The sequence below is a fragment of the Trinickia violacea genome, from assembly GCF_005280735.1.
In the GTDB taxonomy this organism is placed as follows: Bacteria; Pseudomonadota; Gammaproteobacteria; order Burkholderiales; family Burkholderiaceae; genus Trinickia_A; species Trinickia_A violacea.
Window position 1 is genome coordinate 2,120,210 of sequence record NZ_CP040078.1, and the last position, 19,467, is coordinate 2,139,676.

Here is a 19,467-nt window from a genome sequence, read left to right on the forward strand (position 1 = left end):
ATCGATTTCACTTCCCCGCCTTTTCGACTTCGGCGGCGGTCTCTTCGAGGTTCTCGCGGTTGCGCGCGACGAGCACGATCGAATCGAAATCGCGCGCGAGCCGGATGGCGGTCGAGCGGCCGATGCCTTGGCTCGCGCCCGTCACGATGGCGACTTTGGTGGACACGTTGCGTCTCCTAGTTGCGTCACTAATTACTTCACTAAGTACGGCGTCAATGCACCACGACCATCTTGCCGACAGCCTCGTTCGCCTCCATCACACGATGGGCTTCGTGGATTTCATCGAAGCCGAACACGCGGGACGGCTTGGCGTCGAGCCGGCCGGCAGCGACGTCGTCGGCGATCTTCTGCAGCGGCATATCCGAGAGCGGAAAACCGGGCGTGCCGAACACGAAGCTGGCGAAGAACGTCAGTTGCACCCCGCTCGGCATTTGCGCCAGCGGGTTGAAATCGGCAATCGGCGCGAGGCCGCCGAGCCAGCCCGCGAGACACGCGCGGCCGCCGCGCCGCAACATGTCGAGCGAATCGAGGATCGTGCTGTTGCCGACGAGGTCGAGCACCGCATCGATCTGCTTCGCCTCGGCGATGCGCTTCGACAGGTCCGGCCCTTCGAGCTCGACGCGCGACGCGCCCATCGCCTTGAGCTTCGCAAAGCGCGCTGAATTGCGCGTCGTTGCGATCACCTTGGCGCCGGCATTCACGGCGAGCTTCACGGCGGCCTGTCCCAACGACGATGTCGCGCCGCGAATGACCACGGTTTGCCCCGCTTCGATCTCGAGATTGCGGAACAAGCACGTCCATGCCGTCGCATAGGTTTCCGGAATCGCCGCAAGCTCCGCCCACGGCAAATCGGACTCGATCAGCGCCACGTTTTCGACGCGCGCCCGCGTGTATTGCGCGTAGCTGCCGTTGATGGTCCGCCCGAGCCCGCCCATCAACGTCGCCACTTTCGCGCCGACCGGAAACTCGCCGCCGGGGCACGATTTCACGATGCCGACGCATTCGATGCCGCTCACGCGGGCCGCTTCGGCCCACTCGCCGCGCCGCATGTGCATCTCGGCATGGTTCAGGCCGAACGCCTTGATTTCGATGACCACATGGCCTTCCAGAGGCTCGGGTTCCGGCAGCTCCGTATAGACGAGGCTATCGATACCGCCGAACTTGTCGAGCACGATTGCACGCATGACCACTCTCCTGCTAGTTGATGACACTGCTGATGATGCGGACCGCCGACACCCGGGTCAGCGGACGAGGAACTCCGAAATGGCCGCGGCGATTTCGGCCGCGTGTGTTTCCAGCGCGAAATGGCCGGTATCGAAGAAGCGCACGACGGCGTCCGGCATGTCGCGCTTGAATGCCTCCGCCCCCGGGGGCAGAAAGAACGGATCGTTCTTGCCCCAGACGGCCAGGAACGGCGGCCGGTGCGTGCGGAAATAGTCCTGAAACGCGGGGTACAGCGCGACGTTGCTTCGATAGTCGCGGAACAGGTCGAGCTGAACTTCGTCCGCGCCTGGGCGGTTCAGATAGAACGCGTCGAGCGAATAGCCGTCCGGCGACACGGACGCCGCATCGGGTACGCCATGCGTGTATTGCCAGACGGTCGCCTCGTGCGTGAGCAGCGTGCGAAGCGCTTCACGATTGGCCGGGGTGGCGTCCTTCCAATACGCGCGGATCGGATTCCAGCCGTCGCTCAGTCCCTCTTCGTAGGCATTGCCGTTCTGCGAAATGATCGCGGCGATCCGTTCGGGATGCTTGAGCGCAAGGCGGAAACCGGTCGGTGCGCCGTAGTCGAACACGTACACCGCGAAGCGATCGAATCCGATCACTTCCGTGAAGCGGTCGATCACGTTGGCGAGGTTGTCGAACGTGTACGTAAACGTGTCCCGGCTCGGCATGTCGGACTGACCGAAGCCGGGCAGATCGGGCGCGACGATATGAAAACGATCGGCGAGCTTCGGGATCAGGTCGCGGAACATGTGGCTCGAGCTCGGAAAACCGTGCAGGAGCAGCAGCTTGGGCGAGCCGGAGCGGCCCGCTTCGCGATAGAACACTTTGAAACCGTCGACGTCGGCGTGGCGATAGGTAGTGGCAGTCATGGCTTCCCTCCAGAGAGAAAACGGGTCAGGCAGGAGATCAATGCGGCACGCGATGTTCGGCATCGCGGCCCGCGTGTCGGTCGCAGCGAGGCGCGGCCCAAAAAATCAGCGAGAAGAAATCGACCGGTCCGCTTCGACGATGATTTCGGTGACGGCGTCGGGAGCCGTGACCATCGGCGTGTGATCGGCTTGGTATGAGCGCACCTGCGCATGCATCCGCTGCGCCGTGAAGTGCTGGGTGGCGGGGGCGATCAGGCGGTCGCGCTCGGCGATCAGGAACCAGCTGGGGCGATCCCTCCACAGCGGACGCCCAACCGCTTCGCCGATGCACGCCGCCGCAATGGGGCGCTGGACAGCGGCCAGCACCGCCCACTCTTCTGGTGTCGCATCTTGAGCAAACGCGCTCGCGAACGCGTCGTGCGGCAGCCATATCCGTCCGTGGCGATCCGGCGCGAGCTGCGGCGCTTGTGCGTGCGCTTCGCCGCGATGGAACACGTCGGCCACCGTTTCTCCCTCGTCAGGCGCGAGCGCGGCGACATAGACCAGCGCCTCGACATTGGCTGCGCGTGTCGCTCCGATCACGGCGCCCGCATACGCGTGGCCGGCGACCACCACGGGGCCGTCAATCCGTTCGAGCGTTCGATCGAGCGCGGCGACGTCGTCGCTCAACGACGTGAGCGGCAGCGGAGCCGCGACCGCACGGATGCCCTGTTCGTTCAGACGATTGATCACCTTGCTCCAGCTCGATCCGTCCGCCCATGCGCCGTGCACCAGCACCACGCTCACGTTGCCCAAAGCCATGTCGCGCTCCTTTACAGAAAGTGGATGTTGCGTGTGACGCGCCGTTGTTATCCCGGCGTCTAGTAACCTGTTTGATGATTTTATAAAGGTTACTTGTGCGTAGAGTAACTTGTCAAGTGCATTTTTAGTGGTTACGATTCTGTCATCGATATTTCACATTTGGCTGCACGAATGGACTACCGTCAGATCCCCGCGATATTTGTGGCCGACGCCCTGGGCCTCGATTTCCTGAATTCAGTCGCGACGCCGGTCGATGAAGAAGTCGACTGGATCAGCGATGGAGAAGGCTTGCTCGCCTGGCTGGAGCAAGCCGGGATGGTGCCGGGCGAAGCGCTCGCGGCGATGCGCGCGCAATCCGAGCCGGCCGAGCTCGACGCTGTCGCCGAACAGGCGCGCGCGCTACGGGAATGGTTCAGAGGATTCGTGCGGGAGAGAAAAGGCCGGCCGCTGGCGGCGGGCGACGTCCGCGAGCTGGCGCCATTGAATCGGCTGCTCGAGCGGGACGAGCGATACGGAGAAATCGTCGCAGCCGACACGAACGCGGAATCGACTTTCGAATTCCGCTCGAATCGGCGCTGGAAGTCGCCGGAGTCATTGTTGACGCCGATCGCAGAAGCGCTCGCGAGACTGGTGTGCGACGAGGACTTCACACACGTGAAGGCATGCGAAGGTCCGCGATGCACGTTGATGTTTGCCGATCACACCCGCGGCCACGCGCGCCGGTGGTGCAGCATGGCGATTTGCGGCAATCGCGCGAAGGCTGCCGCTCACCGCAAGCGTCTCAAGGAACGCGAGGCCAGCTGACTTGACGCGGGCCCGCGATCGCTTCAATCAATCAAGGCCGATATGTACGTCCGCAATCGGGCGGGCGAAGGCTTTGTCAGTCCTACGCTGTTTTCTGACTTATATCAAAATGTGACATAGAATCCCCAGCCAGAATGGGTGCCATCTCAGAACCAAACCCATAGAGGCGTAACGCGTATGAGCCACTTTCTGGACAGGTTACGTTACTTCACGACAGCCCGCCCCCAGTTCTCCGACGGTCACGGCGCTGTCACAGATGAAGACAGAAAGTGGGAAGACGCCTACCGGCAGCGATGGCAGCACGACAAGATCGTTCGCTCGACGCACGGCGTGAATTGCACCGGTTCGTGCTCGTGGAAGATCTACGTGAAAGGCGGCATCGTCACGTGGGAAACGCAGCAGACGGACTATCCGCGCACGCGCCCCGACATGCCCAATCACGAGCCGCGCGGATGCGCGCGGGGCGCTTCGTACTCGTGGTACCTCTATAGCGCCAACCGCCTTAAATATCCGCTCGTGCGCAGCGCGCTGGTCAAGCTCTGGCGCGAACGCCGCCGCACGCTCGAACCCGTGCAAGCGTGGCAGTCGATCGTCGAGGACGATGCGGCGCGGCGCAGCTATCAAAGCCGCCGTGGCCTCGGCGGCTTCATTCGCTCGACCTGGGACGAGGTCAATGAAATCGTCGCCGCAGCGAACGTCTATACGGTCAAGCGCCATGGGCCCGACCGCGTAATCGGCTTCTCGCCGATCCCGGCGATGTCGATGGTCTCGTATGCGGCGGGCTCGCGCTACCTGTCGTTGATCGGGGGCGTGTGCCTCAGCTTCTACGATTGGTATTGCGATCTTCCCCCCGCGTCGCCGCAAACGTGGGGCGAGCAGACCGACGTCCCCGAATCCGCGGATTGGTACAACTCCACGTTCATCATGATGTGGGGGTCGAACGTCCCGCAGACGCGCACGCCGGACGCACACTTCATGACCGAGGTGCGCTACAAGGGCACCAAGATCGTGTCGATCTTTCCCGACTACGCGGAGGGCGCGAAGTTCGGCGATATCTGGCTGCATCCGAAGCAGGGCACCGATGCGGCGCTGGCCCTCGCGATGGGCCACGTGATCCTCAAGGAATTCCATCTGGCCGGCAAGAGCGATTACTTCGCCGACTACTGCCGCCGCTTCACCGACATGCCTTGTCTCGTGCGTCTCGTGCCGCATGGCGACGGCTATGTGCCTGAGCGGCTCGTGCGCGCGTCGGATTTCGACGATGCGCTCGGTCAGGCGAACAACCCCGAGTGGAAGACGGTGATGGTCGATGCGGCGACCAACGCGGTTGTCGTGCCGGTCGGCTCGGTCGGTTTCCGCTGGGGGCAGAAGGATGGCGAAGACAAAGGCAAGTGGAATCTGAAGGAGGAGTCGGCATCGGGCGAGCCGATCACGCCGCGCCTAACGCTCGCCGACGCGCACGACGACGTGGTCGACGTGCTGTTTCCGTATTTCGGCAACGTCAAGCACGCGCATTTCAATCACACGTCGCATGCCTCCGAGCTCTCGCGCAGGATCGGCGTGCGCCGGATCGCGACACGCAACGGCGACATGCTGGTGGCCACCGTCTATGACTTGTTCGTCGCGAACTACGGCCTCGATCAAGGGCTGGGCGGAAAGGACATCGCCGCGAGCTATGACGACGATCTCCCGTACACGCCCGCCTGGCAGGAAGCGATCACGGGCGTGAAGCGCGCCGATGTGATTTCCGTGGCGCGCCAGTTCGCGGAGAACGCGCACAAGACGCAGGGCAAGTCGATGGTCATCATCGGAGCCGGGATCAATCACTGGTTCCATATGGACATGTCGTACCGCGCGATCATCAACATGCTGATCATGTGCGGCTGTATCGGCAAGTCCGGCGGCGGCTGGTCGCACTACGTCGGTCAGGAAAAGCTGCGTCCGCAGACCGGCTGGACCGCGCTCGCCTTTGCGCTCGACTGGCACCGGCCGCCGCGCCAGATGAACGCGACGTCGTTCTTCTACGCGCATACCGATCAATGGCGCTACGACCCGATGGACCCGACCGCGTTGCTCTCGCCGCTCGCGGACAAGACGCGCTTTCATGGCGCGCCGATCGACTACAACGTGCGGGCCGAACGCATGGGGTGGCTGCCGTCCGCGCCGCAGCTCGCCGAGAATCCGCTCGACGTGGGGCGTGGCCTGGCCGACCCGGCGCACGCCGGCGCGACGGTGGCAGGTGGCCTGAAATCCGGCAGTCTGCGCATGGCGTGCGAAGACCCCGACCATCCCGCGAATTTCCCGCGCAATCTGTTCGTCTGGCGCTCGAACCTGCTCGGCTCGTCGGGCAAGGGCCATGAGTATTTTCTGAAGCATCTGCTCGGCACGACGAATGGCGTGCAGGGCGAAGAGGTCGTCAAAGACGGGCACGCACGCCCCGAAGACATCGCGTGGCACGACGAGGCGCCGCGCGGCAAGCTCGATCTGCTCGTCACGCTCGATTTCCGCATGTCGACGACCTGCATGTATTCCGACGTCGTGCTGCCGACGGCGACGTGGTACGAAAAGGACGACATGAACACGTCCGACATGCATCCGTTCATTCACCCGCTGTCGGCCGCGGTCGATCCCGCGTGGCAGTCGAAGAGCGACTGGGAGATCTTCAAGGGCATCGCGAAGCGATTCTCCGAGTTGAGCGTTGGCCACTTGGGCGTCGAGCGCGACGTGGTCCTGGCGCCGATCGCGCACGACACGCCCGCGGAACTCGCGCAGCCGTTCGAGGTGAAGGACTGGAAGCTCGGCGAATGCGAGCCGGTGCCGGGCAAGACCATGCCTTCGGTGATGGTGGTCGAGCGAAACTATCCGGCCACGTATCAGCAGTTCACGTCGCTCGGTCCGTTGATGGACACGCTCGGCAACGGCGGCAAGGGCGTGAGCTGGGACACCAAGGACGAGGTCGCGCTGCTCGGCGAGCTCAACTATCGCGTCGCGGAAGAGGGCTGTGCCAACGGCCGTCCGCGCATCGACACGGCGCTCGACGCGGCCGAGGTGATCCTGTCCCTTGCGCCCGAGACCAACGGCGCCGTGGCGGTCAAGGCTTGGGAAGCGGTCTCGAAGATGACCGGCATCGAACACGCGCATCTTGCCGATGCGCGCGCCGACGAAAAAATCCGCTTCCGCGATATCCAGGCTCAGCCACGCAAGATCATCTCGTCGCCGACCTGGAGCGGCATCGAATCCGAACACGTGTCGTACAACGCGGGCTATACGAACGTTCACGAGCAGATCCCGTGGCGCACGGTGAGCGGGCGCCAGCAGCTCTATCAGGATCACGTGTGGATGCGCGCGTTCGGCGAATCGCTGTGCGTCTACAAGCCGCCGATCGAAAACGGCAGCTACGAGCGCATGGTCGGCACGCACTCGAACGGCAACCCCGAGATCGTGCTGAACTTCATCACGCCGCACCAGAAGTGGGGGATTCACAGCACCTATACCGACAACCTGCTGATGCTGACGCTCTCGCGCGGCGGGCCGATCGTGTGGATGTCGGAGCGCGACGCGAAGCAGATCGGCGTCGTCGACAACGATTGGATCGAGTGCTTCAACGTGAACGGTGCCCTGTGTGCGCGCGCCGTGGTCAGTCAGCGCGTGCCGCACGGCATGGTGATGATGTATCACGCGCAAGAGAAGATCGTGAATACGCCGGGCTCCGAGATCACCGGGACGCGCGGCGGCATTCACAACTCGGTCACCCGCGTGGCGCTCAAGCCGACCCACATGATCGGCGGCTATGCGCAGCTGTCCTATGGCTTCAACTACTACGGCACCGTGGGCTCGAATCGCGACGAATTTTTGGTGGTGCGCAAGATGAAGCACGTCGACTGGCTCGACGAAGCGCCGTCCGCGCCGGCGAACCCGCTCCCTGCCAACCCGGTCCGCGAAGGAGAAGCCTCATGAAAGTGCGTGCGCAGATCGCGATGGTGCTCAACCTCGACAAGTGCATCGGCTGCCACACGTGCTCGGTCACCTGCAAGAACGTCTGGACGAGCCGCGAGGGCATGGAGTACGCGTGGTTCAACAACGTGGAGACCAAGCCCGGCGTCGGCTACCCGAAGGACTGGGAGAACCAGGACCGCTGGCGCGGCGGCTGGGCCCGCAAGAGCGACGGCAAGATCGAGCCGCGCCAGGGCGGCAAGTGGCGCCTGCTCGCCAAGATCTTCGCGAATCCCCATCTGCCCGAAATCGACGACTACTACGAACCGTTCACCTTCGACTACGCGCATTTGCAGCAATCGGGCGATACGAAGGCCATGCCGGTCGCGCGGCCGCGCTCGCTGATCAGCGGCGAGCGGCTCGAGAAAATCGAGTGGGGGCCCAACTGGGAAGAGATTCTCGGCGGCGAGTTCGAAAAGCGCTCGAAGGACTACAACTTCGAGAACGTGCAGAAAGACATCTACGGACAGTTCGAAAACACGTTCATGATGTATCTGCCGCGGCTGTGCGAGCACTGCCTGAACCCGGCCTGCGTCGCGTCGTGCCCGTCGGGATCGATCTACAAGCGCGAAGAAGACGGCATCGTGCTGATCGATCAGGACAAGTGCCGCGGGTGGCGCATGTGCGTGTCCGGCTGCCCGTACAAGAAGATCTACTACAACTGGCAGAGCGGCAAAGCGGAGAAGTGCATCTTCTGCTATCCGCGCATCGAAGTGGGCCAGCCGACTGTCTGCTCGGAAACGTGCGTCGGCCGCATTCGCTATCTCGGCGTCCTGCTCTATGACGCCGATCGCATCAGCACGGCGGCGGGCGTCGAGAGCGAGCAGGATCTGTATGAGGCGCAGTTGTCGGTCTTTCTCGATCCGAACGACCCTGAGGTGATCGCACAGGCCGAGCGCGACGGCGTGCCCGCTGCGTGGATCGAAGGCGCCAAACGCTCGCCCGTCTACAAGATGGCGATCGACTGGAAAATCGCCTTTCCGCTGCATCCCGAGTACCGCACGTTGCCGATGGTCTGGTATGTGCCGCCGCTCTCGCCGATCAACGCGGCGGCCAATAGCGGCGAACTCGGCATGAACGGCTATCTGCCCGATGTCGAATCGCTGCGCATTCCGCTGCGTTATCTCGCGAATCTGCTGACGGCCGGCAAGGAAGCGCCCGTCAAGCTCGCGCTCGAACGGCTGCTCGCGATGCGCGCCTTCATGCGCGCGCGGCACGTCGATCAGATCGAAGCGCCCGGCGTGCTGAAGCAGGCCGGGCTGAGCGTCGCGCAAGTCGAGGACATGTACCGCTATCTCGCGATCGCCAATTACGAAGACCGCTTCGTGATTCCGACGACACATCGCGAGTACGCGGAAGATGCGTTCGACCTGCGCTCGTCGTGCGGATTTTCGTTCGGCAACGGATGCTCGGACGGCAAGTCGGAGGCGAGCCTCTTTAGCCCGAAGAAGGGCAGCCGCACGATCCCGATCCGGCAGGAGTCCTGATATGAAATCGAATGCGATGATGCCGGCGGGCCTCGTGTATGCCGTGCTTGGCGCGCTGCTGGACTATCCGGATGAGGCACTGCTTGCCGCTTTGCCCGAGGCTCGCGAGCGGTTGCGCGGCGAGCGCGCTTTCACGCGCGAAGCGCACGCGGCGCTCGACCAGTTCATCGACTACTGCGAAACGCGCGATCTCATGACGTTGCAGGAGAACTACGTCGCATTGTTCGACCGCGGGCGAGCGACCTCGCTCTATCTGTTCGAGCACGTGCACGGCGAATCGAGGGATCGCGGCCAGGCGATGGTGGATCTGCTGCAGATGTACGAGCAGCACGGACTGCAGCTTGCTCCCGGCGAACTGCCCGATTACCTGCCGGTGTTCCTCGAATATGTGTCGCGCTTGCCCGCAGAGGAAGGGCGCGCACTGCTCGCGGAAATCGGCGCGATCCTGCAGTCGATCGCCACGCAACTGACGAAGCGGGGCAGTGCCTACAGCTTCGTGATCGGCGCCATGCTCCCGCTGGCGGGCGTCGGCGGCGCGGACACGCTGCAAACCGTCGGCGATGACGATGCCAAGACGCCGCCGAGCGCAGCCGACTATCGCGCGCTCGACGCGGCCTGGGCCGATGAGCCGGTCCGTTTCGTCGGCGCGGCGACCCCGGCGCAGGAACCGATTCAATTCTACGAACGGCGCCCGAGCGGCGGCGCCGCGTCGCCGTCGAAGCCCAATCGCAACCAGGAGAACCGGCATGGGTGACTATTTCCATCAGTTCCTGTTCGGTATCTATCCGTACCTCTGCCTCGCGGTGCTGCTGCTCGGCAGCCTCGTGCGCTTCGACCGCGAGCAGTACACGTGGAAGAGCGATTCGTCGCAACTGCTGCGGCACGGGCAACTGCGTCTGGGCAGCAACCTGTTTCACTGGGGCGTGCTCGTGGTCGTCATGGGCCATTTCGCCGGGTTTCTCGCGCCGCATTGGCTGGTCTCGCCGTTTCTGACGGCTTCGGGTCACCAATTGATTGCGATGGTGGCCGGCGGCGTGTCGGGCGTCGTGGCCATCGTCGGCCTGACCATCCTGATTCATCGGCGGCTGACGGACAGCCGCATTCGACGCAACAGCCGCCTGTGGGACATCCTCATCGTGCTGATGCTGTGGGTGCAGCTTGCGCTTGGCCTCGGCACGGTCGTGCTGTCGATGCGCCATATGGATGGCGTGCTGTTCGAGCAACTGAGCGACTACGTCAAGGGTGTCGTCACGTTCAGGCCGGGCGTGGCGGGGCTGCTCGTCGGCGTGCCGCTGACCTATCAAGTGCATATCGCGCTCGGCTTCACGATCTTCCTCGTCGCGCCGTTCACGCGGATGGTGCATATCTGGAGCGGTCTGGCGTCGATCGCTTATCTGATCCGTCCGTACCAATTGGTACGCAAGCGCTGAGGTCGCGAACATGAGCACGCTTTTGCCATCCGAGCTTCCGCCATCCGCGGAAAGGGCCGCGCAGGACGCTGCGTTTGCGAGCGTGAACGGCGTGGCGATCGACGCGGCGTCGATTTCCGACGAAGCCCGGCATCACGCCGACGCAGCCGATCCGCTCGACGCCGGCCGGCGCGCACTCGTGATCCGCGAGCTGCTGCGGCAGCGCGCCGTCGCGCTCGAACTGATCGCGGATGCCGATCCGCTGGACGATGCCGCTGTCGATCGATTGCTGGAGCGCGAACTGACTGTGCCCGCAGCCACACGCGCAGACTGCGAGCGCTATTACCAAAGTCACGCCTCGCGCTTTCGACGCAACGACATCGTCTACGCCAGCCACATTCTGTTCGCGGTCACCGATCGCGCACCGCTGGCGCTGCTGCGCGGCAAAGCGGAAGCGACGCTGCACGAAGTGCTTGCCGCGCCCGATCGTTTCGAAGCCGTTGCACGCGAGGTGTCGAACTGTCCGTCGGCAGGCGTGGGCGGCAGCCTCGGCCAACTGCTGCGAGGCGACAGCGTGCCCGAGTTCGAGCGCGCGATATTCGATTCCGAGGAGACCGGCATCTTGAGCCGCCTCGTCAACACGCGCTTCGGCTTTCACATCGTGCGCATCGAGCGGCGCGCGCCGGGCGAGCCCGAAGCCTTCGAGACCGTCGAGCCGGAAATCGCGCGGTTCCTCGACGAGCGCGTGCGGTTCAAGGCGACGCAGCAGTACGTGGAGATCCTGGCGTCGCGCGCCAAGATCGAAGGGGTCGCGTTCGGCGAGGCCAACGGTCCGCTGGTGCAATAAACGACGGAGTGAGCATGAGTACACAAAGCGGTACAGGAAAAGCAGCGGCGGCGCCCGCCGTATCGGCGCAAGCGTGGTCTGTCCTATTGGCGAGCACGCTGGCGTTTCTCGTCTGCTTCGTCGTGTGGATGATGTTCGGCGTGCTCGGTGTGCCGCTGCGCGAGGAACTGAAGCTGAACAGCACCGAGTTCGGCATGCTGACCTCGACGCCGGTCTTGACGGGGGCGCTGATGCGGCTGCCGCTCGGCACCTGGACCGATCGCTTCGGCGGACGCATCGTGATGACCGTGCTGCTGGTGGTGTGCGCGGTGCCCGTTTATATCGTCAGCTATGCGACCGAGTACTGGCAGTTCCTGTTGATCGGGCTCTTTCTCGGCTGTGTGGGCGCGTCGTTCGCCGTCGGCACGCCGTATGTCGCGCGGTTCTTTCCCCCTAAGCGCCGCGGTTTCGCGATGGGCTTCTTCGGCGCGGGCACGGTGGGCGCCGCAGTCAACCTGTTCGTCACGCCGCAGCTTCAGGCGGCTTACGGATGGCGCTTTGTGCCGCGTGTCTATGCGGTTGCGCTGCTCGTGACCGCAGTGATCTTCTGGTTTGCTTCAGCGCGCGATCCCGGTGCCGGCAAGGCGAAAGGGTCGTGGCTCGAATCGTTCAAGGTGCTGCGCGACCCGCGCGTGTGGCGGCTTTGCCAGTATTACTCGATTACGTTTGGCGGCTTTACCTCGTTGTCGCTGTGGATACCGCAATACCTCAAAGCCGACTACGGGATGTCGCTGGTGATGGCATCCGCGTTTGCCGCCGGCTTTTCGTTGCCTGGGTCGGTGCTGCGAGCCGTAGGCGGCGGACTCGCGGACCGCTTCGGCGCGCATAGCGTGACGTGGTGGGGGCTGTGGCTCGCGTGGATTTGCCTGTTCCTGCTGTCCTATCCGCCGACCGATTTCGTGATCCACACGATTGACGGCACGGCCAGCATTCACCTGCACGTGTCCGCGGTGGCCTTTGTCGCGCTGACCTTCGTGCTCGGAGCGGTGTTCGCGTTCGGCATGGCGTCGACATTCAAATACGTGGCCGATGATTTTGCCGAGAACATGGGCGTAGTCACGGGGATCGTCGGCTTGGCCGGGGGCCTCGGCGGATTCCTTTTGCCGATTATTTTCGGCATGTTGCTCGACTATTTCCGCGTGCGATCGACGTGCTTCATGTTCCTCTATGGGGTCGTTTGGGTGTCGCTGATCCTGATTTACTTTTCGGAAGTGCGAAGGACGCCGGTCGCTGGGCCCGTTGGGGTGTAGGGGAAATCGCGAGTGCTGCGATCGGTGTTCGCGAACACCGAAGCGGCAGCAGGGCCGAAGACCGTATCCGACCCATTCCCGCCAGTCAGGCCATTGCACCAGTTGTGGCTGTTCTCGAATTACCAACGGTCACTCGCCCGTCGTGCGCCCTGCGCATCTTCAGGCGCCGAAAACAGAACACCGAGCTTGACTATCGGAGGAGGCCGCAAACGAAAGTGTCCGACCGGAGCGGGCCGGGAGCGGTGGTCCTATCGGCTTGCAACGGTCTCAGAATCCGTGGGGTTCCACCCCCCGCCGAGGGCCTTGAATGCGGCGACCGCTGCGTGTGCTGATTCCGCTTGCGCCTGCACCCGCTCATCCGAGGCGCGTAGCAGGTTATCGTCGGCCTGCAGGACTTCGATCAGGCTAACGACGCCTTGTTGATACGCCGCGAACGAGGCCGCTCGCGCCCGGCTCAGCGAAGTCACACCCTGCGCGAGAACGGCAGCCTGCTCCTCGCGCTTGACGAGTGCCGAGAAAGAATTCTCGACGTCCTCCGTTGCGTGCAGTGCTGCAAGCCGGTACGCGGCAAGCATCTCGGCTTCCTGGCCTTTGGCCTCATTAATCTGCGCATTGATGCGGCCGAAATCGAACAGACGCCAGCGCAGCCCAAGCACGCCGGCAGCCTGACTGGCGCCGCTACTGAACAGGTTGCCGCTGGCAACCGAGGTGGCGCTCCCAATCAGTCCACTGAGCGACAGCTTGGGGTAATACTCGGCTATTGCCACGCCGATACGCGCGTTCGATGCAGCAAGGCGACGCTCGGCCACGATCAGATCAGGCCGACGCCTGAGCAACTCGCCAGGCGATCCGGCGCCCGCGATTCGCGGGGCGGCCGGGATATCGCCGCCCTCGAGCAGTCCCGCCCGATGCGTGCCGGGCTGTGAACCCAGCATCACATCCAGCGCGTTCATCGCCGCATCCAGGCCCGCCTCGAGGACCGGGATGGATGCCTGAACCTGCGCCAGCGCGCCTTCAGCCTGGCTCACCTGAAGGTCGGCCGCCAGGCCTTTCCCGTACAGAAGCTTGATGGTCGAAAGCAGGTCCTGCTGCGTTTGCAACTGCTTGCGGGCCACCTGCAGACGAGCCTGCAATCCACGAATGGTGATGTAGATGTCGGCAGTCTGAGCCGCCACAGCCAGGCGCGTGGCGACCTCGCCGGCCTCTGAAGCCTGATAGTCGTCGAGTGCCGCTTCCCGCCCGCGACGCAGGCCACCAAACACATCCAGTTCCCAGCTCGCGCTGAAATTGGCCTCGTAGTCGTTGCCATAGCGATCGAAACCGGGCGTCGAGTTCAGGACCCGTCCCAAGGGAGTTTCAACCGACTGGTAGACCCGGGCCGCCTGGCCGCTGAGATTGCCGGACGGCAGCAACGCGGCATTCGCCGCCCCGACTCCTGCGCGCGCCTGTGAGACGCGTGCGTTGGCTTGTGCGAGGTCCAGGTTTTGTTCCAGGGCGAATGTGACGAATCGTGTCAGTTGCGGATCACCAAAACCTGTCCACCACGTTACGAGATCAGCACTGGCCACCGCGTTCCGGTGACCCACCGCGGTCTGGCCCTGGAACTGCACGGGCATGGCGACATTGGGCCGGACATAATCTGGACCGACAGCGCAGCCTGTCGAGAGGCTGGCGACGATGACCGTGGCAAGGAGATGTTTGGGTAGCATGAGCGTCTTTACGAGGTTTCTGTTGTGACTATAATACCAAATGGTCACAGGTTGTCCATTCCTGTATGCTATGCCCATGAAACACACCACCACTCCCTCCGTTCCCGCGCGCGGCCCAGCCGATCACGAGGTACGGGACCAGATCGTTGCCGCTGCCACCGAGCACTTCAGCCGGTATGGGTACGAGAAAACGACGGTCTCTGACCTCGCCAAGGCGATCGGGTTTTCCAAGGCCTACATCTACAAGTTCTTCGAATCCAAGCAGGCCATTGGCGAGATGATCTGCGTCAACTGCCTGCACGAAATCGAAAGCGAGGTTCGGACAGCCGTCGCAGAGACCGATCTGCCGCCGGAGAAGCTGCGACGGATGTTCAAAGTCTTCGCCGAAGCGAGCCTCAAGCTGTTTTTCCGGGACCGCAAGCTTTATGACATCGCCGCATCGGCCGCCACGGAAAACTGGCAGGTCGTGCAAGCCTATGAGGCACGTGTCCAGGAGCTGCTGCAGGAAGTTCTGCAGGAAGGCCGGCAAAGCGGCGACTTCGAGCGCAAGACGCCGCTCGACGAAACCGCGATGGCGATCTATCTGGTGCTGCGCCCCTACCTCAATCCGCTGTTGCTTCAGTACAACCGGGATACCACCGAGGTCGCGCCTGCGCAGCTGTCCAGCCTGGTACTCCGTAGCCTGTCGCCCTGATCGGGGTCACGTTTTGTGACTGTTGACTGATTTAGTCACTAGTACCATAATGAAAGCCATCATCACTTCATCGATGGGACTTTCATGTTCTCGCGTCGCCTCGCCACCTCCGCACTCGCCTGTGCGCTGCCGCTTGCGCTAGCGGCCTGCGGTGAAAAAACACCGTCCGATCCGCGCACCGAGGTACCTCTGGTGCGCACGGCCATCGTTCAGGGCGCCATCCCCGCGTCCCGTTCGTTCACAGGGACCGTCGCGGCACGCGTGCAGAGCGACCTGGGTTTCCGTGTTTCCGGCAAGGTGCTGGAACGGCTTGTGGATGCCGGCCAATCCGTCAAACGCGGCCAGCCGCTGATGCGCCTCGACCCCATCGATCTCAAGCTTGCCGCGCAAGCCCGGCAGGAGGCGGTCACCGCCGCGCGGGCGCGAGCGCGGCAGACCGCACAGGATGAGGAGCGCTATCGCGACCTGCGCGGCACGGGCGCGATCTCGGCTTCGGCCTACGATCAGGCCAAGGCTGCCGCCGATGCCGCCAAGGCGCAGCTCAGCGCGGCTGAGGCCGACGCTGACGTCGCGCGCAATGCGACTGGCTATGCCGAACTGGTGGCTGACGGCGATGGCGTCGTGATGGAAACGCTCGCGGAACCGGGTCAGGTCATCAGCGCAGGCCAGCCCGTGGTACGTCTGGCCCACGCCGGAAGCCGCGAGGCCGTGATCCAGTTGCCAGAGACGCTGCGCCCGCCAATCGGCTCGGTTGCACAAGCGACGCTGTTCGGCGGCAACGGCGCGAGCGAACCGGCCACGCTGCGCCAGCTCTCCGACTCGGCCGATCCCCGGACCCGCACCTTCGAAGCACGGTACGTGCTGCAACGCGTTCTTGCCAGCGCGCCGCTAGGCGCCACGGTGACGGTGCAGATTCCGGACGCGCGTTCTGCGGTGCAAGGCGGCTTGCAGGTGCCGATCGGTGCGCTGCTTGACGCGGGCAAGGGCCCGGGCGTGTGGGTGATCAACGGCGAGCCGGCGAAGGTTTCGTGGCGGCCCGTTACCGTCGAACATCTGGACGACGACAGCGCCTGCATTTCTGCTGGACTGAGGCAAGGCGACCGGGTCGTCGCGCTCGGCGCCCAGTTGCTGCGCGAAGGCGAACCGGTCCGTGTGTCAGGCCAGGTCGTCGCGATGGCGAGCGAAGGAGCACGTCCGTGAGCGAAGGTCGATTCAATCTGTCGGCGCTCGCCGTGCGCGAGCGCGCGGTCACGCTGTTCCTTATCTGCCTGATCTCGCTGGCCGGGCTAGTGTCCTTCTTCAAGCTGGGTCGCGCAGAAGATCCCGCCTTCACGGTCAAGGTGATGACCATCATCACCGCGTGGCCGGGCGCCACCGCACAGGAAATGCATGACCAGGTCGCCGAGAAGATCGAAAAGCGCATGCAGGAGCTGCGCTGGTACGACCGGACCGAGACCTATACGCGCCCCGGGTTGGCCTTCACGACGTTGACGCTGCTCGACAGCACGCCTCCGTCGGAAGTACAGGAGCAGTTCTACCAGGCGAGGAAAAAGATCGGCGACGAGGCCGCCAACCTGCCGCCCGGCGTGATCGGGCCGATAGTCAATGACGAATATGCTGACGTCACCTTTGCCATCTTCGCGCTGAAGGCCAGGGGCGAACCGCAGCGCCTGCTCGTGCGCGATGCCGAGACCCTGCGCCAACGGCTGCTGCATGTGCCTGGCGTGAAGAAGGTCAATATCATCGGCGAACAGGCCGAGCGCATCTACGTCCAGTTTTCGCATGACCGGCTGGCGACGCTCGGCGTCAGCCCGCAGGACGTGTTCGCCGCGCTCAATGGCCAGAATGCGCTGACGCCGGCCGGCTCCATGGAGACCAAAGGTCCGGAGGTGTTCATCCGGCTGGACGGCGCCTTTGACAACCTGCAGAAGATCCGTGACACGCCCGTCGTTGTGCAGGGCCGCACGCTGAAGTTGTCGGACATCGCCAGCGTTGAGCGCGGTTATGAAGATCCGGCAACGTTCATGATCCGCAACAACGGCGAACCCGCGCTGCTGCTGGGTATCGTCATGCGCGATGGCTGGAATGGGCTCGACCTCGGCAAGGCGCTGGACAGCGAGGTCGGTGCAATCAACGCCGGGCTGCCGCTAGGCATGAGCCTGACCAAGGTCACCGATCAGGCCGTCAACATTCATTCGGCGGTCGACGAATTCATGCTCAAGTTTTTCGCCGCGCTGCTGGTCGTCATGCTCGTGAGTTTCGTGAGCATGGGCTGGCGCGCGGGCCTGGTGGTTGCCGCCGCCGTGCCGTTGACGCTGGCCATCGTGTTCGTGGTGATGGCCGCCACAGGCAAGAACTTCGACCGCATCACCCTGGGATCCCTGATCCTGGCGCTGGGCCTGCTGGTGGACGACGCGATCATCGCCATCGAAATGATGGTCGTGAAGATGGAGGAAGGCTACAGCCGCGTGGCCGCATCCGCCTACGCGTGGAGCCATACCGCCGCGCCCATGCTATCGGGCACGCTGGTGACAGCCGTCGGCTTCATGCCCAACGGCTTCGCCCGATCCACCGCCGGTGAATACACCAGCAACATGTTCTGGATCGTCGGCATCGCGCTGATCGCATCGTGGGTCGTCGCCGTGGTCTTCACGCCGTACCTCGGAGTGAAGATGTTGCCCGACTTCAAGAAGGTGGAAGGGGGGCACGATGCGATCTACGACACGCCCCGCTACAACCGTTTCCGCCAGTTGCTGACGCGCGTGATCGCGCGCAAATGGCTCGTCGCCGGTTCGGTCGTGGGCCTGTTCGTGCTCGCCATTCTCGGCATGGCGATCGTCAAGAAACAGTTCTTCCCCATCTCCGACCGTCCCGAAGTGCTGGTCGAGGTGCAGATGCCCTATGGCACGTCGATTTCTCAAACCAGCGCAGCCACGGCGAAAGTCGAAGCGTGGCTCGCGAAGCAAAATGACGCGAGAATCGTCACCGTGTACGTCGGGCAGGGTGCGCCGCGTTTCTATCTGGCGATGGGACCGGAATTACCCGATCCATCATTCGCCAAGATCGTGGTTCGCACGGACAGCCAGGACGAGCGCGACGCATTGAAGCAGCGGCTGCGTCAGGCCATCGCAGGCGGTCTCGTCCCGGAAGCGCGCGTGCGGGTCACGCAACTCGTGTTCGGTCCATATTCGCCGTTCCCGGTGGCCTACCGGATCACGGGCCCCGATCCCGACAAGTTGCGCGATATCGCGGCCGAGGTCCAGCGCGTGATGGTAAACAGCCCGATGATGCGCACGGTCAATGCCGACTGGGGCACGCGCTCGCCGTCGCTGCACTTCACGTTACAGCAGGACCGTCTGCAGGCGGTGGGACTGACGTCCAGCGTCGTCGCACAACAACTGCAGTTTTTGCTCACCGGTGTGCCCGTCACCGCCGTGCGCGAGGATATTCGAACCGTGCAGGTCATCGCGCGTTCGGCGGGCGATGTGCGGCTCGACCCCGCGCGGCTCGGCGACTTCACGCTGGCCGGCGCGAATGGACAGCGCATTCCGCTGTCCCAGATCGGCAAGGTCGACGTGCGGATGGAGGAGCCGATCATGCGCTGGCGCGATCGCATGCCGACGATCACGGTGCGCGGCGATATCGCCGATGGCCTGCAGCCGCCGGATGTCTCGACCGCCATCACGAGGCAGATTCAGCCCATCATGGCCAGACTACCGGGCGGCTATCGGATCGAGGAAGCCGGCTCCATCGAGGAATCGGGCAAGGCGACGACCGCGATGCTACCGCTGTTCCCGATCATGCTGGCGATCACGCTGATCATCATCATCTTTCAGGTGCGTTCGATCTCCGCGATGGTGATGGTGTTCATGACGAGCCCGCTCGGCCTGACCGGCGTCGTGCCGACGTTGATCCTGTTCCAGCAGCCGTTCGGCATCAACGCGCTGGTCGGCCTCATTGCGCTGTCGGGCATCCTGATGCGCAACACGCTGATCCTGATCGGGCAGATCCACCAGAACGAGCAGGCGGGACTTGACCCGTTCCACGCGGTCGTCGAAGCCACCGTGCAGCGTGCGCGCCCGGTGATCCTGACTGCGATGGCCGCGGTCCTCGCGTTCATTCCGCTGACCCATTCGGTGTTCTGGGGCACGCTCGCCTACACGCTGATCGGCGGCACCTTCGCCGGGACCCTGCTGACGCTGGTGTTCCTGCCGGCCATGTATTCGATCTGGTTCAGGATTCGGCCAGGCAACCCCGCGGGTTCGCACAAGGGCCGCCACGAGCATGCCTCACCTCCCGAACCGACGCTGCAGGACGCGCTCGACGCGCGCAGTTAAA

15 protein-coding genes are annotated in these 19,467 nt (G+C 63.8%); 10 read left to right on the forward strand and 5 right to left on the reverse strand.

Going from position 1 to position 19,467, the window contains the following annotated elements:
- Positions 1-7: 7 nt before the first annotated feature.
- The 4 genes from FAZ95_RS31630 to FAZ95_RS31645 form a co-directional block, all read right to left on the reverse strand.
- A complete protein-coding gene (locus FAZ95_RS31630) occupies positions 8-166 on the reverse strand; it encodes an SDR family NAD(P)-dependent oxidoreductase (RefSeq protein WP_254700016.1) in 159 nt (52 codons plus the stop codon).
- Positions 167-212: 46 nt separating this feature from the next.
- Positions 213-1,184, reverse strand: coding sequence for a zinc-binding alcohol dehydrogenase family protein (locus tag FAZ95_RS31635; RefSeq protein ID WP_137336358.1), 972 nt, complete (start codon positions 1,182-1,184; stop codon positions 213-215).
- Positions 1,185-1,241: 57 nt separating this feature from the next.
- Entirely contained in the window at positions 1,242-2,096 is an 855-nt protein-coding gene (locus tag FAZ95_RS31640) for an alpha/beta fold hydrolase (RefSeq protein WP_137336359.1), read from the reverse strand.
- A gap of 105 nt (positions 2,097-2,201) precedes the next feature.
- Entirely contained in the window at positions 2,202-2,897 is a 696-nt protein-coding gene (locus tag FAZ95_RS31645) for an alpha/beta fold hydrolase (RefSeq protein ID WP_137336360.1), read from the reverse strand.
- Between the two features lie 171 nt (positions 2,898-3,068).
- Between FAZ95_RS31645 and FAZ95_RS31650 the strand changes: the two genes are divergently transcribed.
- The 7 genes from FAZ95_RS31650 (at position 3,069) to FAZ95_RS31680 (ending at position 12,726) form a co-directional block, all read left to right on the forward strand.
- On the forward strand, positions 3,069-3,701 hold the full coding sequence (locus FAZ95_RS31650; RefSeq protein ID WP_137336361.1) for a CGNR zinc finger domain-containing protein: 633 nt from the start codon (positions 3,069-3,071) through the stop codon (positions 3,699-3,701).
- A gap of 177 nt (positions 3,702-3,878) precedes the next feature.
- Positions 3,879-7,658, forward strand: a complete 3,780-nt coding sequence (locus FAZ95_RS31655; protein ID WP_137336362.1) for a nitrate reductase subunit alpha — start codon at positions 3,879-3,881, stop codon at positions 7,656-7,658.
- A complete protein-coding gene (gene narH, locus FAZ95_RS31660) occupies positions 7,655-9,181 on the forward strand; it encodes a nitrate reductase subunit beta (RefSeq protein WP_137336363.1) in 1,527 nt (508 codons plus the stop codon). Before FAZ95_RS31655 ends, narH begins: the two co-directional genes overlap by 4 nt.
- Position 9,182: 1 nt before the next feature.
- Positions 9,183-9,935 (forward strand): nitrate reductase molybdenum cofactor assembly chaperone, encoded by a 753-nt coding sequence (gene narJ / locus FAZ95_RS31665; RefSeq protein ID WP_137336364.1) that lies wholly within the window; start codon positions 9,183-9,185, stop codon positions 9,933-9,935.
- A complete protein-coding gene (gene narI, locus FAZ95_RS31670) occupies positions 9,928-10,611 on the forward strand; it encodes a respiratory nitrate reductase subunit gamma (protein ID WP_137336365.1) in 684 nt (227 codons plus the stop codon). Before narJ ends, narI begins: the two co-directional genes overlap by 8 nt.
- Positions 10,612-10,621: 10 nt before the next feature.
- Positions 10,622-11,437: a peptidylprolyl isomerase gene (locus FAZ95_RS31675; protein ID WP_137336366.1), complete on the forward strand. Its 816-nt coding sequence runs from the start codon at positions 10,622-10,624 to the stop codon at positions 11,435-11,437.
- Positions 11,438-11,451: 14 nt separating this feature from the next.
- On the forward strand, positions 11,452-12,726 hold the full coding sequence (locus FAZ95_RS31680) for an MFS transporter (protein ID WP_137336367.1): 1,275 nt from the start codon (positions 11,452-11,454) through the stop codon (positions 12,724-12,726).
- A gap of 248 nt (positions 12,727-12,974) precedes the next feature.
- Here FAZ95_RS31680 and FAZ95_RS31685 read toward each other — a convergent pair whose 3' ends face one another.
- Positions 12,975-14,435: an efflux transporter outer membrane subunit gene (locus tag FAZ95_RS31685; protein WP_137336368.1), complete on the reverse strand. Its 1,461-nt coding sequence runs from the start codon at positions 14,433-14,435 to the stop codon at positions 12,975-12,977.
- A gap of 76 nt (positions 14,436-14,511) precedes the next feature.
- Between FAZ95_RS31685 and FAZ95_RS31690 the strand changes: the two genes are divergently transcribed.
- From FAZ95_RS31690 to FAZ95_RS31700, 3 genes are all read left to right on the forward strand, one after another.
- Entirely contained in the window at positions 14,512-15,129 is a 618-nt protein-coding gene (locus tag FAZ95_RS31690) for a TetR/AcrR family transcriptional regulator (RefSeq protein WP_137336369.1), read from the forward strand.
- A gap of 84 nt (positions 15,130-15,213) precedes the next feature.
- Positions 15,214-16,329: an efflux RND transporter periplasmic adaptor subunit gene (locus FAZ95_RS31695; RefSeq protein WP_137336370.1), complete on the forward strand. Its 1,116-nt coding sequence runs from the start codon at positions 15,214-15,216 to the stop codon at positions 16,327-16,329.
- Positions 16,326-19,466, forward strand: a complete 3,141-nt coding sequence (locus FAZ95_RS31700; RefSeq protein ID WP_137337698.1) for an efflux RND transporter permease subunit — start codon at positions 16,326-16,328, stop codon at positions 19,464-19,466. Before FAZ95_RS31695 ends, FAZ95_RS31700 begins: the two co-directional genes overlap by 4 nt.
- Position 19,467 lies beyond the last annotated feature (1 nt).